Source organism: Xanthomonas sp. CFBP 8445 (assembly GCF_025666235.1).
GTDB classification, from domain to species: Bacteria; Pseudomonadota; Gammaproteobacteria; order Xanthomonadales; family Xanthomonadaceae; genus Xanthomonas_A; species Xanthomonas_A indica.
This window is the reverse complement of the sequence record NZ_CP102594.1, coordinates 4,751,670-4,767,322: the sequence shown is the minus strand read 5'-3', so window position 1 is coordinate 4,767,322 and position 15,653 is coordinate 4,751,670. Positions and strand designations below refer to the sequence as shown.

The window sequence follows — 15,653 nt, the reverse complement described above, 5'->3', positions numbered from 1 at the left end:
TGCTCGCTACTCTCATGGCCGCGCTGGTCAGTAAGCGCAAGATCGATGTACAGACCAAGGCCTGCGACATCGTTGAGGTCTACTTGAAGTAAGTATGCTTTGACGGAGTCTGCACCGTAGACTTCGTTGAGTATGTTGCACCGTAATATTGCTAGGGAAGCGTTGTCGATCCGACTCACATGAAAAAAGTCGACTCTACATCGCGCATCGATGGTTCCAACTCGCAAGGACGAGTGATGTCAAATTTCCAGGGGATTCGTGCGGCAATGCGCCTGATGGCTGCAGCCGGCCTTTCATTGCTTGCCGCGTTTGGTGCTTTGGCTCAGACAGTTCGCTATATCCATACGGATGGGTTGGGGTCTCCTGTGCTGGCGACGGATAAAGATCGCAACGTCCTCGAGCGTAGCGAGTACGAGCCTTATGGAAGCCTACTGAGTCGCGCAGTTATAGATGGGCCTGGTTATACAGGGCATGTTGTGGATGCTGCGACTGAACTGACTTACATGCAACAGCGTTATTACAACAGTGATATTGCAAGATTTATTTCTGTAGATCCTGTTGTAGTCGGGAATGACGGAGAAAACTTCAATAGATACTGGTATGCGGCTGCTAATCCATATAAAAATATAGATCCTGATGGCCGCTTTACCATCGCTGTAGGACGTGGAGGAAGCGCTGCGGCGATTGTCGGGATTTCTGGCGGCGTGCAGCATACATTCAGTTTTCCATCCTTAAATCCTCGGACGTGGCGCTACGGTATGATTGGACAATTTGGGGTGCAAGCTGGAACAGACGTTGGGGCTGGATACAGTTATCAGATTAGTATTTCCGAGGTTAACTCCGCTGAAGAAATGGCTGGGAACGCAATCGAAGGCTCGGCGGGAGGCTCAGTCAATGTACGAGGAGGATCGATAGGGTATGAAAGAACGCTATGTACTAGATGTAAGCCAACGCATACTATTTCTGTCGGGGGCAAGCTCGCTTTTCTTCCGTTCGAATTCCATACCACGGCTTCGAAAGCAAAAGGTTCAACGCTTTTTGGGCCTCCAGTTGGTTCACCCAACGTTACTGTAGGTCAAGCCACGTTAATAAGCTCGCAGTCCCCGCCAGTACCAACTGTTACGGTTGGTGAACCTCAGGCGCTACCACCTGCGGATAAAAAAAGGTGATTTTTTATGATCAGTCCAGTTAGCGCTTTCTTTTGGGGGGCGTCCCCTGGGATCTGTTTGATTCTGGTGAACATGTTGATCCACGCGAGTAGGGTTAGAGTGGTGCGAAAAATGGCCATAGCAGAAGGCCAGGATTGGGATTTTAAAAATGAGCCTTTAACGCAGTTTAAGATTCTTATAAAGAATGAAATTTTATTTGTTGATGGAGAAAGTGGCGAATTGCGTGATGCAAAAATCCGGCTGCTTGAATATGATAAAAAATACTTTGTTGTCCATTATTTTGGCGCTTTTTTAATAATGGCTGGCGGGTTTTTAGGTGCATTTTTCACTTTGCTTTAATGGGAAATAAACACCAAGGAATGTACGGCTGTTAGCGTGTGGATAGAAAATTTCCTCATAAGAAACAATGTGTAGTGAATCAATAATAGATGGAGTTTTTTGGAAAATCCTAAGGTGTCGACTCGGTTGCCGCTCCAGCATGGACAAGCGGGTAACGGGGTCAGGTTCACTTATTCAATAGCAGGCATCTGTGCATAGGGTCGTAGGAAGCGAGCTGACCCTGCGCTCATTTTTGTCGGGAGCATTCTGGACCTTTCTTGGTAAAGACCGCATCCATCAATGAATGGATCGGCGTCTTGGTTGCTGCTACCGCATCGGCCGGCTAAGGTCTTGGGTACGTTCTCTGCCAAGATTTCCGCATGCCCTTATCGAACTCGCTTGCCGCCTCTCTCACCCTAAGCCTCGCCCTCACCACCACCGCCCATGCCGACGAAGGCATGTGGATGCCATCGCAGATGCCGGAGCTGGCCAATCCGCTGCACGAGGCAGGGTTCCAGGGCGATCCGCAGGCACTGGCCGAGGTGACGCAGCCGCCGTTGAGTGCGGTGGTCAAGGTTGGGGGCGGGACCGGGGCGTTCGTGTCCGGGGACGGGTTGCTGTTGACCAACCACCACGTCGCCTACGGGGTGATCCAGTACAACACCTCGGCGAAGGAGAACCTGATCGAGAACGGGTTCATCGCGCGGGATCGTGGCGACGAGCGTGCGGCCAATCCGGATTTCCGGGTGTTGGTGACGGTGGGCTTCGACGAGGTCACCGATCAGGTGCTGGGGCCGGCCAAGGGCAAGACCGGGCGCGCTTACTACGATGCGGTGGATGCGGCGAGCAAGCGCATCGTCGCCGACTGCGAGCGCGAGGCTGGGGTGCGCTGCAGCGTCGCTAACATGTATTACGGCACTGACTTCTATCGGATCCGCCAGTTGGAGCTGCGTGACGTGCGCCTGGTGTATGCGCCGCCGCGGGCGATCGGCAACTACGGCGACGAGATCGACAACTTCATGTGGCCGCGGCACAGCGGCGATTTCACCTTGCTGCGCGCGTACGTGGGCAAGGACGGCAAGCCGGCGGACTACAGCGCCGATAACGTGCCCTACCAGCCGCCGGCGCATCTGCAGATCGCCGCCGATGGGCCGAAGGCCGGCGATTTCGCGATGCTGGCCGGTTACCCCGGCATCACCTATCGGCATCGCACGGCGGCGGAGTTCGCCGAGCAGGTGGAGGCGACGCTGCCGCAGCGGGTGGCGGTGCTGGACCAGTTGATCGGGGTGATCGAGGCGGCGGGCAAGGCCGATGCGGAGGCGCGCACGCGCTATGCGTCGCAGCTGCAGTCGCTGAAAAACAATCGCAAGCGGGCCGCTGGCGAACTGGAAGGCTTGCAGCGCAGCGATGCGGTGCGGCTGCGCGCAGAGGACGAGCACGGCATGCTCGCAGCCACCCGCGGCAGCGATGCGCGCGATATCGCTGCGTTGCAGAAGGTGCTCGGCCAGGCGTCGGCGTTGCGCGAGCGCGATCTGCTATTGGGCTTGATCGCCACGCAGACCCAGGCGCTGCGTTCCGCATTGACCCTGGAGCGGCTGCGGCTGGAGGCCGGCAAGCCCGACGATCGCCGCGAGAGCGGCTATCAGCAGCGCGACCTGGCGTTGATCGAGGGCATGCTCAAGCAGGTGCAGCGGCGCTACTCGCCGACCGTGGAGAAGGCGCTGCTGACGACGCTGTTGACCCGCTACCAGCAACTGCCGGATGCGCAACGCGTGCCGGAGTTCGATGCGGCGTTCGGGCGGACCCCGGCGCAATTGCAGACGGCGCTGGACAAGGCCTATGCCGGCACGGCGCTGGGCACCGAGGCCGAGCGCCTGTCGCGCTTCGCCGCTGCGCGCGAAGGCACGGCGCCTGCGGCCGATCCGTTGCTGGCGCTGGCCGCCGCGCTGGTGCCGGCGCAGCTGCGGCTGGACGACGCGCGCAAGGCGCGCGAGGGCGAGCAGTTGCGGCTGCGCCCGGCCTACATGCGTGCGCTGTTCGCCTGGCGCAAGCAGCAGGGCCGTGCGGTGTATCCGGATGCCAACAGCACGCTGCGGATCAGCTATGGCCGTGTGGAGCCGCTGGCGCCGCGCGATGCGGTCAGCTTCGCGCCGCTGACCACGGTGGCCGGCATCGTCGAGAAGAACACCGGCAAGGAACCGTTCGATGCGCCCAAGCCGTTGCTGGCGGCGATCGCCAAGGGCGATTTCGGCAGCACGGTCGATCCGCAGTCGAAGACGCAGCCGGTGAACTTCCTGACCAACCTGGACACCACCGGCGGCAACTCCGGCTCGCCTGTGCTCAATGCACGCGGCGAGTTGATCGGGCTGAACTTCGACAGCAACTGGGAGGCGGTCAGTGCCAGCTGGTGGTACGACCCGCGCTACAAGCGCGCGATCCATGTGGACATGCGCTACCTGCGCTGGCTGATGGCCAAGGTGTATCCGGCGCCGCAACTGCTGAAGGAGTTGAACGTTCCGCAGGAGTGATTGGCCGGGTTGGGATGCCTATGTCGCTTGGCGTTGCCTCTAGCGAAATGGGCATGCACTGTGCCCTGTGCGCTCGTGTGGCGGCGGCATCGTCCGCCGCTGCTTCGGAAGCGTGAGCCCTCAGCGCTCACCTCGATGCATTGCGCCGTCGGAGATCAGAAAGACGATCCCGATACCGGACACCGTCATGCGTCGGGACTGAAGTCCCTCCCACAATGAGCATCATGCGCTGCGGTCTGGAGACCGACGTCATGGGTGTGAGCCGCGCCGGCCGCGGCTCACTCCGCCACTGCAATGCAACGCTTAGACTGATCCGATGGAACTGCTAGCCGCTACGCCACTGCCACGTGCGTTCTACGCGCGCGATGCGCGCGTGGTGGCGCCGGAACTGTTGAACAAGCTGCTTATAGCCGCCGATGGACGCTGCGGGCGCATCGTCGAGGTGGAGGCCTACTGCGGTGCGGAGGATCCGGCGGCGCATTCGTTCCGGGGCATGACCCCGCGCACGCGGGTGATGTTCGGCCCGCCCGGGCATCTGTATGTGTACTTCATCTACGGCATGCATTGGGCGCTCAATGCGGTGTGCGGCGGTGCGCCGGGGCATGCGGTGCTGATCCGCGCCCTGGCACCGGTGGCCGGGGTCGAGGCGATGCAGTTGGCCCGCGGTGCGGCGCGCGTGGCCGATCTTACGCGTGGGCCGGGGCGGCTGGCCAAGGCGCTGGGCGTGTCGGGCGCGGACAACGGGCTGGACCTGACCACGCGGCAGTCGCGCCTGTGGCTGGGGCAGGACGGGACGCCGCCGCCTGCCGCGCCGGTCGTCACCACGCGGATCGGCATCAGCAAGGCGATGGACGCACCGTGGCGCTGGCATGTGCCAGACGAGCCGAACGTGTCGCGCTTCGTGGCGGGGCGGGTGAGGCGGCGAGGGTAGTGGGCGTGTGTGGGCATCGTCGCTCTGCAAGTTGCACGAAATCAGCCTTGCCGGTCGCCGTAAGCTGATCGCATTGCATTCCCTCGTGATGGAAGACGCTTCGGCTCGAATGCGGGAGCGTGGCTGAGGCATCTTCTTCTCGTTCGTCGCGGCTGAAGCCGCTCCTACGAAGAGCAGTGGATGCTCATGGGTTGTGACAGAGCACCTAGGCCTAGAAGCGAATCCGGTCTGCGCCGCGTCACTGTGCTGGGAATCGTCGCAAGACGCATCCTGTGAGGAGGCGCTGGGCATAGCGAAGTGGCTTCCGACGCGCAGCGTCGCGGCCAGCTGGCATGCCATTGTGGGAGGGACTTCAGTCCCGACGCGCGGTCTCATTGGTGCGAAGACGATCACGCCCCGGCCAGGACCGTCCGGAATTGGCGAAGAGCAGTGCCCACAGCAGCACGCATCATCCCTATTCACTCAAATTGGAAAGAGTCCACGCGGTCACCGCCACAGCACAGTGCATGCAGCATTCGCCGACCACGCATAAGCAGCGCATTGCATGCATTCATGCCGCACACACACCGCACTCGCATCACGGGAATGCAGCGTGACCCAGGCTGCAATTTCTCCCCCACGTCGAGATGCCGCCATGAAAGTGCTCAATATCGTCACCCTGGTTCTGTTGATTGTTGGCGGGCTCAACTGGGGGTTGGTCGGCCTGTTCCAGTTCGACCTGGTCGCGGCGCTGTTCGGCGGCCAGGACGCGCCGCTGTCGCGCGTGGTCTATGCGCTGGTCGGGCTGTCGGCGCTGTGGCAACTGGTGCCGTTGTTCACCAATCGCCATGAGCCGGTGCGGCATGCCGAGCATGCGCCGCATCGCTGAGTTGCGAGCGGCCGGTGCGCGCGATCCCGATGCCGCGGTGTCGGGATCGCCATCGCTGGGCGTAGTCGCGTGGTGGCGTTGTCTGGTGCGCCCGATGCTGCGGCATCACCGCGCCAGGCACCGCCTATTCTGCTGAGACGGTGCCGGCACGCCGCCTAGGCGATCGTCACGGTGGCATCCAACTGCGCGATGGCATCGGCCACGACCTTGTCGAACGGTGCGTCCACGTCCACCGAGATCACGTCGGGCTCGTCCAGTGGCAGTTCCAGCGTGTCGAGCTGGCTCTGCAGCAGTGCCGGCGGCATGAAGTGACCATGCCGCGCAGCCAGGCGTTCGGCGATCACATGCGCCGCCGCATGCAGGAACACGAAACGCATCGGCACTCCAGTGTCCCGTAACTGCTGCCGGTGCGCCTTGCGCAGCCCCGAGAAGGCCAGCACGACGCTCTGCCCTGCATCGACCGATGCGCGCAGGCGCTGCGCCAGGGCGGCGACCCAGGGCGCGCGCTGTGCATCGCTGAGCGGAATGCCATGCGCCATCTGCGCCTTGGCGGCGGCGCTGTGGAAATCGTCCGCATCCAGGAAGGTCAGCCGGTAGTGCGCCGCCAGTGCCTGAGCGACACTGGTCTTGCCGCTGCCGGAGACGCCCATCACGACGATGGCTTCGGCGTGCGGCGGTAGGAACGGGGCGGGTTCGGTCACGTGATGCGGCGGTCCTGTGGGGTCCCGCACATGATGCCAGCGTGGGCGTTGTGTGGACGTGCAGTGCAGCTGTAACCGGGTCGTGCACCAGTCCTGGCATCTGCGGTTGGTGGGCGCGCCGGGGGAACCGGGTACTGTCTGGGCCATGGCGTCGGGCTGAAGCCCCTCCCACAGGGACTCCAGCCGGCACTCCTGGTTCCGCACCCCGCGCGTGCATCTTCCCGCGAGGTGTCTACGTCGTCGCGTTCGCCGTCTCGACCAGGTCGTCCCACTGCAGCCGCGTGCCGGAGGCGTCGTCACTGTCCTGCAGGGCGCGGCGGACGGCGCGGCGCATGGCCCGGCTGATCCAGGTCTGCAGGTCGCGACCGGACTGGCCTTCGCTGCGATCGGCAACCCAGGTCGCCGCGGCGTCGGCATCGAGGTCCAGCGGTTTGCCGCGCAGCAGGCGCGCGACGATGGCGACACGGGCATCGCGGTCGGGCAGGGCGATGACGATCTGCCGGTCCAGCCGCGACAGCAGCGCCGGGTCGATCGCCGCGGCATGGTTGCTGGCGGCCAGCAGAAACACCTGGCCGGCGTGGCTGGCGACGCCGTCCAGTTCCTGCAGCAGCTGGCCGACGATCTCGCGGGTGTAGGCGTCGTCGCCGTCGGCACCGCGCGCCGGCGCGACGATGTCGAGCTCGTCGACGAACACGATGCACGGCGCCTGCGCCCGTGCGCGCTCGAATGCGGCCTGCACGCGCTGGCCGGACTGTCCGAGATAGCCGGCCTTGAGGTCGGCGCTACTCAGGGCGATGAAGGCCAAGCCCGACTGGCTGGCCAGGATCCGCGCGACCTGGGTTTTGCCGGTGCCCGGCGGGCCGACCATCAGGATGCCGCGTGGCACCGGCACGCCCAGCGTGGCCAGGGTCTCGGCATTGCGCAGTTCCTTGCCCAGGCCGACGAACTCCTCGACCGTGGCCGCCGGCAGCACGATGTCGTCCCAGCCGAGCGTGGCGACGGCGGTGGAGCCTTTGCCGCGCAGCGCGCGCAGTTGGGTCAGCAGGGTGGCATTGTCCAGCGTGCCGTCCACGCACTCGGCGGCCACCCGCGCGACCAGCGTGTGTAGGTCGCGGCCGGACAGGCCGCTGCTGTCGGCGATCACCTGCGTGTCCGGCTCCAGCGCGAAACCGGCACGTCGCAGTTCGGCGCCGAGGATGCGGGCGCGCGCCGCGGCGTCGGGCAGGCCGATGGCAATGCTGGCGGTGAAGCGCGACAGGATCGCGTCGTCCAGCAGCGCCGGGCGGTTGGTCGCGCCGATCACCAGCACCTGCCCGTGGGCGGCATGGAAGCCGTCCCATTCGGCGAGAAAGGTCTGCACCAGTTCGGCGCTGAAGCTGTCGCTGTCGGCGCTGCCGCGGCGTGCGAACACGCTTTCGCATTCGTCGATGAACAGGATTGCCGGTGCGTGCTCGCGACAGCGCTGCCAGATCGCCTGCACCTTGGGGCCGGTATGGCCGACGTGCGCGGCCTTCAGGTCGGCCACGCCCAGCGCCTCGACGTGGCAGCCGGCATGGCGTGCCAGCTTGCGCGCGATCAGGGTCTTGCCGGTGCCCGGCGGCCCGTGCAGGAGCATGCCTTTCGGCGCCGGCTGGCGTCCGGACACGAACAGGTCCATCAGTTTCAGGATCTGGTCGAGCGTGGCGTCGGGCAGGGCGATGTCGGCCCAGTGCCGCTGCACCGCGTCCAGGCTCTGCAGCCGCTGCTGCAGCGCACGTTGCTGGCCGCGCGCGGCATCCCAGGCCTGCACATGCTCGTGCAGCGCGGCGATCGGGGCCGCGTCCTCCATCGCGTCCTGCGCGAGCGCCAGCGCCAACGCGTGCAGCGCCTGCGGCGCGGCCTCGGTCACGGCGGGATCGAGGACGATGCAGGCCGCCGCGTGATCGCCGCCGGGCAGCACGATCAGGGCGAGCAGACGCGATTCCGCGGCGCCGTCGTGCAAGGCGAGCAGGCGCGCACCGGCCAGAGCGCCGTGCGTGGCCGGCACCGTCCAACGGCCGTGCAGGGCGCGCTGCGGCCATGGCGCGCGGGTCACCGCATACGTCGGCCCCGCATCGCGCTGCCCGGTATCGGCCACCTGCGCCAGCGCCAACGGCGTGCGTGCGAACGCCTGCAGCGCGCGCCGCTCGGCATGGCTGTGGTGCCAGGCCAGCAACTGCGCGCCGGCGGCGGCCAGCAGGCCGTACGCCAGCAGCGAGGGCAGCAGGCTCTGCAGCAGCAGGCCGCCATCGCCGTGCAAGCCGGCCTGCCGCCACCAGTCCAGGAAGCCGCGCGTCTCGCCCAGCCAGTGTGCGCTCGTCCACGGCAGGACCAACACCAGCATGCCGATCAAGGCCACACGCCAGCGCCAGTCCGGCAGCAATGGCCGCAGCAGCAGCGCCGGCCCCCAGGCGCGGCGGCGTTCGCGCCGCACCGCCGCCCGCGCCGCGGTCCTGGCATGCGCCATGAAGCGGCGCCGGATCGCGGTCACCGCCTGCTCCACCGCCGGCAGATGCCGCTCCACCTCCGCCTCGGCCTGCGCCTGGCGCGTCTGCGCCTGCTGCAATTGCGTGTGCAGGCGCTGCGTCTGCTGTTGCAGCGACGGCGGGGGCGTCGGCACGGCGGCCGGGATGCCGGACATCAGCGGGGGCGGGCGCAGGTGGTCACCGCGCGCATCTTAGCCCGGGCGCCGGGCGGGCTGCCGTGGCTGGCTGCAGGTGGATATTGCCCGTGCTGGACGTGGCAGGCCGGCGCGTGAAGCGGCTGCTGCCATGGGAGAAGGAGATCTCGGACAAGAATAGGGCGCGAGGCCCGAGGTGGGTCTCGAGACCATCGGGCCTCGTTCGTCGCGGCTGAAGCCGCTCCTACGCATTGCTGTAGCTCCATGATGGCTTCGCCTGTGCCTGCGCCTGCGCCTGCGCCTGTGCTGTGCTGTTGCTTTGGTTGTTGCCTTTGCCTTATCGGGGTTCCCTTCCGAAGCGGCGGCCAGCGCGGGGAAAAACCCGAAGGGCGGCGTACATGGATGTACGCCGTCCGCGGCAGGGGCAGGATGCCCCTTCCGCGGATCCCCGTGATGGACGCGGACCCGGAGCGCGCAGCGCGGAGGGCGCGTAGGCAGGGCGCGCTTTCTTTTGGTTACTTTTCTTTGCGCGAGCAAAGAAAAGTAACTCGCCGTGAGGCGAAAGCTTTGCTTCTGCCAAAGAAAAGTAACCAAAAGAAGCGCTCTACCACAGCCGAAGGCTGGTCAAGCACACCCCGCCGTGGCTGTCGCGCCGAGGGACCCCATAAATCAACAGCAAAGCAATAGCAGAAGCAAAGCCTGCGGTATGCCTGCCAAGGGAAGCGCGGTTACGTGTATGGGCAGCCGCCGCCTCACCTGCCTCGCGGCGCCCAGCCCGGTGCACGCGCAGCCCAAGCGAGACGCAGCGATCCCCGAACTCCCGACCATGCCGAAACGCCGCGCACGCTCTAGACTGCACCCATCGTCGGGGGACTCGCCTTTGGTTTCCAGTTGGATCCTGCTGCTGGTGTCGGTCGGCTATGCGGCGCTGCTGTTCGCGGTGGCGTGGTGGGGCGATCGCCGTCCGCTGTACCCGGAGCGGCCGTGGCTGCGGCCGGCGGTGTACAGCCTGGCGCTTGCCGTGTACTGCTCGTCGTGGACCTTCTACGGCGCGGTCGGCAGCGCGGTGCGCAACGGCGCCGGCTATCTGCCGATCTACCTGGGGCCGTTGCTGATGCTGCTGTTCGGCTGGCGCATCGTCGAGCGCCTGGCGCTGATCGCGCGCAGCGAGAACACCGTGTCCATCGCCGACTTCATCTCCTCGCGCTACGGCCGCTCGCGGCGCCTGGCCGCGCTGGTGGCGGTGATCGCCCTGGTCGGCGTGGTGCCATACCTGGCGCTGCAGTACAAGGCGGTGGCGATGAGCCTGCAGGTGCTCAGCGGCCAGTCCAGCGCCGGCGCGCCGTTCTATGCAGATCCGGCGCTGTACGTGGCCTTGGGGATGGCGCTGTTCGCCACCTTGTTCGGCACCCGCCAGGTCGATGCCACCGAGCACCATCACGGCATGATGCTGGCGATCGCGCTGGAGTCGGTGGTCAAGCTGCTGGCGATGGTGGCGGTGGGCGTGTTCGCCTATGTCTGGCTGTCCGCGCGCGATGGCGGCCAAGTGCTGGCGTCGACGCGCACGCTGTTCCAGAACACGCCGCCGGTGGGCTTCATCTCGCAGACCCTGCTCAGCTTCCTGGCGCTGGTGTGCCTGCCGCGGCAGTTCCACGTGGCGGTGGTGGAGTGCAGCGACATTGGCGACATCCGCAAGGCGCGCTGGCTGTTCGGCCTGTACCTGGTGCTGATCTCGGCGATGGTGGTGCCGATCGCCGCGGCCGGCATCGCGCTGTTCGGTGGCGGCGACGTGGCCGACGACAGCATCGTGCTGGCGCTGCCGCTGGCCGAAAGCCGCACCGCACTGGCGCTGGTCGCCTACGTCGGCGGCTTCTCCGCGGCCACCGGCATGGTCATCGTCTCCAGCATCGCGCTGGCGACGATGATCAGCAACGACCTGGTGATGCCGGTGCTGCTGCGCCGCCGCGGGCACCAGGCCGCCGGCGCCGACGTGGCCTCGAAGGTGCTGTGGATCCGCCGCCTGGCGATCCTGCTGCTGGCGCTGATCGCCTATGGCTACTACCGCAGCAGCAGCAACGACACCACGCTGGCCTCGTACGGGCTGATGGCCTTCGCCGCGGTGGCGCAGTTCGCGCCCGGGGTGATCGGCGGGCTGTACTGGCGCGGCGCCAGCCGCAAGGGCGTGGAGACCGGCATGGTGCTGGGCTTCGCCACCTGGATCTACACGCTGCTGCTGCCGGCGCTGACCCAGGCCGGCTGGCTGGCGCAGGCCTGGCTGCTGGACGGGCCGTTCGGCATTTCCTGGCTGCGCCCGCAGCAGCTGTTCGGGATGAGCGGCTGGGACCCGCTGGCGCACGGCACGTTCTGGTCGCTGCTGGTCAATGTCGGCACGATGATGCTGGTGTCGGCGCGCTGGCGCCCGGGCTTGGACGAGCGCCTGCGCGCGGCGCCGTTCCTGGAGCCGTACTCGCAGCGCCCGGCGGTGGCCGGCGACTGGCTCGGGCAGGTGCGCGTGGTCGACCTGCAGGCGCTGGCCGAACGCATGGTCGGCGAGCGCCACGCCCGTCGCGCCTTCGCCGAACAGGCGCAGCTGCTTGGCCGCGAGCCGCAGCCCACGGCCGTGGCCGACCGCGTCTGGGTGCAGTTCACCGAGCGCCTGCTCGCCGCCTCGATCGGCGCGGCCTCCGCGCGCCTGGTGCTGACCAGCCTGCTGCGCGGCTCGGGCATGGACCTGGGCGAAGTGGTGGCGGTGCTCGACGAGGCCGGGCAGGAGCTGCGCTTCAACCGCGAGATCCTGTCCACCACGCTGGAGAACATCAGCGCCGGGGTCAGCGTGGTCGATCCGGCGATGCGCCTGACCGCGTGGAACCGCCGCTACCAGCAGATGTTCGGCTATCCCGACGGCATGCTCTACGTCGGCCGCCCGGTCGCCGACCTGATCCGCTACAACGCCGAGCGCGGCGAACTGGGCGGAGGCCAGGTGGAGGACCAGATCGCCCGCCGCATCGCGCACATGCGCGCCGGCACCCCGCACGTGTTCGAACGCACCCGCAGCGACGGCAAGGTGATCGAGATGCGCGGCCAGCCGCTGCCCGGCGGGGGCTACGTCACCAGCTACAACGACATCACCGACTACAAGCGCGCCGAGCAGGCGCTGCTGGAGGCCAACGAGACCCTGGAGCAGCGCGTGGCCGAGCGCTCGCGCGAGGCCGAGCTGGCGCAGCAGTCCAAGACCCGCTTCCTGGCCGCGATCAGCCACGACGTGCTGCAGCCGCTCAACGCCGCGCGGCTGTTCGCCTCGGCCTTGCGCGATGCGCACCAGAACGAGGAGCAGCGGCATTTGGCCGAGCGGGTGGACGCGTCGCTGCGTGCGGCCGAGGAGCTGCTCGACGGCCTGCTCGACGTGTCGCGGCTGGATGCGGGCGGCCTGCGCCCGACCATCGAGGACGTCGATGCCGGCCTGCTGTTGCGCGAACTGGCCGCGCAGTACAGCCCGATCGCCGCCGGCCGCGGCCTGCGCCTGCACGTGTATGCGCGGCCGCTGTGGGTGCGCAGCGACCGCCGGCTGCTGCGGCGGGTGCTGCAGAACTTCCTCGCCAACGCGCTGCGCTACACCCGCCAGGGCCGCATCGTGCTGGGCATGCGCCGCCGCGGCGCGGCGCTGGAACTGCAGGTCTGGGATACCGGCCCGGGCATCCCGCCGCACCACATGCAGCAGATCTTCGACGAGTTCCAGCGCTACCAGCAGCCGTTCGACTGGGGCGAGCAGGGGCTGGGCCTGGGCCTGTCGATCTGCCAGCGCATCTCGCGCCTGCTCGGCCACGACCTGGATGCGCGCAGCCGCGTCGGCCACGGCAGCATGTTCTCCATCACCGTGCCGCGGGCGGCGCCGCCGCCGCAGGCGCAGCAACGCCCGGCGCGCGCGGCGTCCGCGGCCGACTCGCTGGCCGGGCTGCGCGTGCTGTGCGTGGACAACGACCAGGAAATCCTCGACGGCATGCGCGCGCTGCTCGGCCGCTGGCAGGTGGAGGTGATCTGTGCCAGCACCGTGGACGAGGCGCTGGCGCAGGCCGCGCGCGCGCCGCACGTGATGCTGGTCGATTACCACCTGCACGACCGGCTCGACGGCCTGGAGACCCTGGATGCGTTGCGCGAGGCGATGCCCGGGCCGGTGGCCGGCGCGTTGCTCACCGCCGACGGCCGCGACGAACTGAAGCTGCAGGCCCGCGAGCGCGGCTACCGGCTGCTGACCAAACCGGTCAAGCCGGCCTCGCTGCGCGCCTTCCTCACCGCCTACCACGATCCGATCTAGGAGCCGTCGCGCGCCTTTGTAACGACAATGTATGCGCTGTGTGGCGGCCGCCGGCGCGGCCGGCGTGGCGCACGGCGCGGGCGGGCGGCTAAGGTGGTGGATCACTCACGACCCGCCCGCGCATGACCTCCCCGGACACCACCACGATGCCGTCGCTCCCGGACCTGCTGGCGGCGCTGGAGGCCGGCCAGGCGCAGACGCTCGAACACGGTGCCCGCGCCTATCTGCGGCAGCACCCGGACGATGTGCTGGCCAGCAGCCTGCTGGCGATGAGCCTGCAGATGCAGGGCCAGCCGGCGCCGGCCGCCGCCGTGTACCGCGGGCTGGCCGAGCGCGAACCGCACGAGGTCGCGCACTGGAACAACCTCGGCACGGCGTTGCGCGAAGCCGGCGAACCCGGCCCGGCAGGCGAGGCCTATCTGCGCGCCCGCGCGCTGGCGCCGGACGATCCGTTGCCGCACCACAACCTGGGCCTGCTGGCGATGGACGCCGGCGACTACGCCGCGGCCCGCGAACACCTGCTCGATGCGCATGCGCTGGCGCCGCAGGCGCCGCCGCTGTGCGTGCACGCGGCTATGGCCTGCCACGAATGCGGCGACTTCCAGCGCGTGCAGGCGCTGATCGCCGACTGGCGGCAGTGGCCGCCGCTGGACCCGGACACGACCGTGGAACTGGCCTGGCTGTTGTCGCAGGGCGGCGAGACCGACGCGGCCTGCGCGCTATTGCGCGCCTGCGCCGAGGGGCCGATGGCGCAGCCGGCCCGGGCCTGGTCGCGGTTGGTGCTGGTGCTCGAACGCGCCAACCGTTTGCCGCAGGCGCGTGAGGCCGCCGCGCAGCTGCCGCCGCCGGAGCGGATCGACGACCCCGACGTGCGTCAGGACGCCAGCAATGCGCTGGCGGTGCTGGCCATGCGCGATGGCCACTGGCCGCAGGCGCATGCGCTGCTGCGGGGGCTGCTGGCCACCGGCAGCGCGGTGGACCGGCGCAAGCAGAGCAACCTGTTCTTCGCCCTGGCGCGGGTCTGCGATCGCCTGGGCCTGTATGACCAAGCGCTGGACGCCTGCGCGCAGGGCCATGCCGGCCAGGTCAAGGGCCTGGCCGCACTGGTGCCGGAACTGGCGGCGGCGGATGCGCCGCCGTTGCCGGTCGCACGGCATCGCTGGGATCCGGCGCGCCATGCCGCGGCGCGGCCGGTGACGGCGCCGGCCATGCTGGATTCGCCGATCTTCGTGGTCGGCTTCCCGCGCTCGGGCACCACCTTGCTGGAGCAGATGCTCGACGCCCACCCGCAACTGGTGGCGATGGACGAGCGGCCGTTCCTGCAGGGGCTGGCCGATCGCCTGGAGGCGCGCGGCGTGGCCTGGCCGGACGGACTGGGCGAGCTCGACGATGCCGCCTGCGACGCGCTGCGCGCCGAGTACTGGCAGGCGGTGCGCGGGGTGGTGCAACTGCAGCCGGGCCAGCGCCTGGTCGACAAGAATCCGCTGAACCTGCTGCGTCTGCCGCTGATCCGGCGCCTGTTCCCGGAGGCGCCAGTGATCCTGGCGCTGCGCCATCCCTGCGACGTGTTGCTGAGCTGCTACATGCAGGCGTTCCGCTCGCCGGCCTTCGCCCTTCTGTGCGCCAGCCTGCCACGGCTGGCCCGCGGCTATGCCGACGCGATGGAGTTCTGGCTGTATCACGCCGCCCTGCTGCAGCCGCGCACGCTGGAGTTGCGCTACGAGGATCTGGTCGCCGACCCGCAGGCGCAGGTGGCGCGCCTGGGGCAGTTCCTGCACCTGCCGCAACCGGAGCAACTGCTGGAGTTCCAGCGGCATGCGCAAGGCAAGGGCTTCATCAGCACGCCGAGCTATGCGCAGGTGGTGGAAGGCATCAACCGCAAGGCCATGGACCGCTGGCACGCCTACCGGGATGCCTTCGCACCGGTGCTGCCGGTGCTGCAACCGTTCCTGGATCGCTGGGACTACGCCGGCGCTTGAGTCGCGTGCGCTTGTCTGAACCGTTCCCGTCTGCCGGTTGAACGGCGAAAACGCAGGGAGCGTTGCACCCGGGTGTAGCGGCGTTTTTGTCAGCCGCTGGCGCACGCCGGCACACCGAAACAACACCCTTCTTATAAAAAACTAACAAGTGCCTGACGGCCCCGTAATGGACCGCTGGCCCGAGGCATCCATTCGCCCGCCGCACCTTC

At 67.4% G+C, this 15,653-nt stretch carries 9 protein-coding genes; 7 read left to right on the top strand and 2 right to left on the bottom strand.

The window, feature by feature from the left end:
- Positions 1-179 precede the first annotated feature (179 nt).
- The 5 genes from NUG21_RS20610 (at position 180) to NUG21_RS20590 (ending at position 5,814) form a co-directional block, all read left to right on the top strand.
- On the top strand, positions 180-1,169 hold the full coding sequence (locus tag NUG21_RS20610; protein ID WP_263391890.1) for an RHS repeat domain-containing protein: 990 nt from the start codon (positions 180-182) through the stop codon (positions 1,167-1,169).
- Between the two features lie 6 nt (positions 1,170-1,175).
- On the top strand, positions 1,176-1,508 hold the full coding sequence (locus NUG21_RS20605; RefSeq protein ID WP_263391889.1) for a hypothetical protein: 333 nt from the start codon (positions 1,176-1,178) through the stop codon (positions 1,506-1,508).
- Between the two features lie 359 nt (positions 1,509-1,867).
- The gene (locus NUG21_RS20600) at positions 1,868-4,015 is read left to right on the top strand and encodes a S46 family peptidase (RefSeq protein ID WP_263391888.1); all 2,148 of its coding nucleotides are present in this window, start codon (positions 1,868-1,870) and stop codon (positions 4,013-4,015) included.
- Between the two features lie 316 nt (positions 4,016-4,331).
- Positions 4,332-4,946, top strand: coding sequence for a DNA-3-methyladenine glycosylase (locus tag NUG21_RS20595; RefSeq protein WP_263391887.1), 615 nt, complete (start codon positions 4,332-4,334; stop codon positions 4,944-4,946).
- 634 nt (positions 4,947-5,580) lie between these two features.
- Positions 5,581-5,814: a DUF378 domain-containing protein gene (locus tag NUG21_RS20590; protein ID WP_048492074.1), complete on the top strand. Its 234-nt coding sequence runs from the start codon at positions 5,581-5,583 to the stop codon at positions 5,812-5,814.
- Between the two features lie 155 nt (positions 5,815-5,969).
- Here NUG21_RS20590 and NUG21_RS20585 read toward each other — a convergent pair whose 3' ends face one another.
- Together NUG21_RS20585 and NUG21_RS20580 are read right to left on the bottom strand one after the other, a co-directional pair.
- A complete protein-coding gene (locus NUG21_RS20585) occupies positions 5,970-6,464 on the bottom strand; it encodes a gluconokinase (protein ID WP_263393135.1) in 495 nt (164 codons plus the stop codon).
- 283 nt (positions 6,465-6,747) lie between these two features.
- Complete coding sequence (locus NUG21_RS20580; protein WP_263391886.1) at positions 6,748-9,174, bottom strand: AAA family ATPase; 2,427 nt, start codon at positions 9,172-9,174, stop codon at positions 6,748-6,750.
- 859 nt (positions 9,175-10,033) lie between these two features.
- Here NUG21_RS20580 and NUG21_RS20575 point away from each other — a divergent pair.
- Positions 10,034-13,465, top strand: coding sequence for a hybrid sensor histidine kinase/response regulator (locus NUG21_RS20575; protein ID WP_263391885.1), 3,432 nt, complete (start codon positions 10,034-10,036; stop codon positions 13,463-13,465).
- Positions 13,466-13,587: 122 nt separating this feature from the next.
- A complete protein-coding gene (locus NUG21_RS20570) occupies positions 13,588-15,444 on the top strand; it encodes a tetratricopeptide repeat-containing sulfotransferase family protein (RefSeq protein ID WP_263391884.1) in 1,857 nt (618 codons plus the stop codon).
- The last annotated feature ends 209 nt before the right edge of the window (positions 15,445-15,653 follow it).

What these genes read in the sequence shown, in the direction of transcription:
- NUG21_RS20595 (WP_263391887.1), top strand. Translation starts at nt 4,332, where the DNA reads ATGGAACTGCTAGCCGCTACGCCACTGCCACGTGCGTTCTACGCGCGC.
- NUG21_RS20590 (WP_048492074.1), top strand. Translation starts at nt 5,581, where the DNA reads ATGAAAGTGCTCAATATCGTCACCCTGGTTCTGTTGATTGTTGGCGGG.
- NUG21_RS20605 (WP_263391889.1), top strand. Translation starts at nt 1,176, where the DNA reads ATGATCAGTCCAGTTAGCGCTTTCTTTTGGGGGGCGTCCCCTGGGATC.
- NUG21_RS20580 (WP_263391886.1), bottom strand. Translation starts at nt 9,174, where the DNA reads ATGTCCGGCATCCCGGCCGCCGTGCCGACGCCCCCGCCGTCGCTGCAA.
- NUG21_RS20610 (WP_263391890.1), top strand. Translation starts at nt 180, where the DNA reads ATGAAAAAAGTCGACTCTACATCGCGCATCGATGGTTCCAACTCGCAA.
- NUG21_RS20600 (WP_263391888.1), top strand. Translation starts at nt 1,868, where the DNA reads ATGCCCTTATCGAACTCGCTTGCCGCCTCTCTCACCCTAAGCCTCGCC.
- NUG21_RS20570 (WP_263391884.1), top strand. Translation starts at nt 13,588, where the DNA reads ATGACCTCCCCGGACACCACCACGATGCCGTCGCTCCCGGACCTGCTG.
- NUG21_RS20585 (WP_263393135.1), bottom strand. Translation starts at nt 6,464, where the DNA reads ATGGGCGTCTCCGGCAGCGGCAAGACCAGTGTCGCTCAGGCACTGGCG.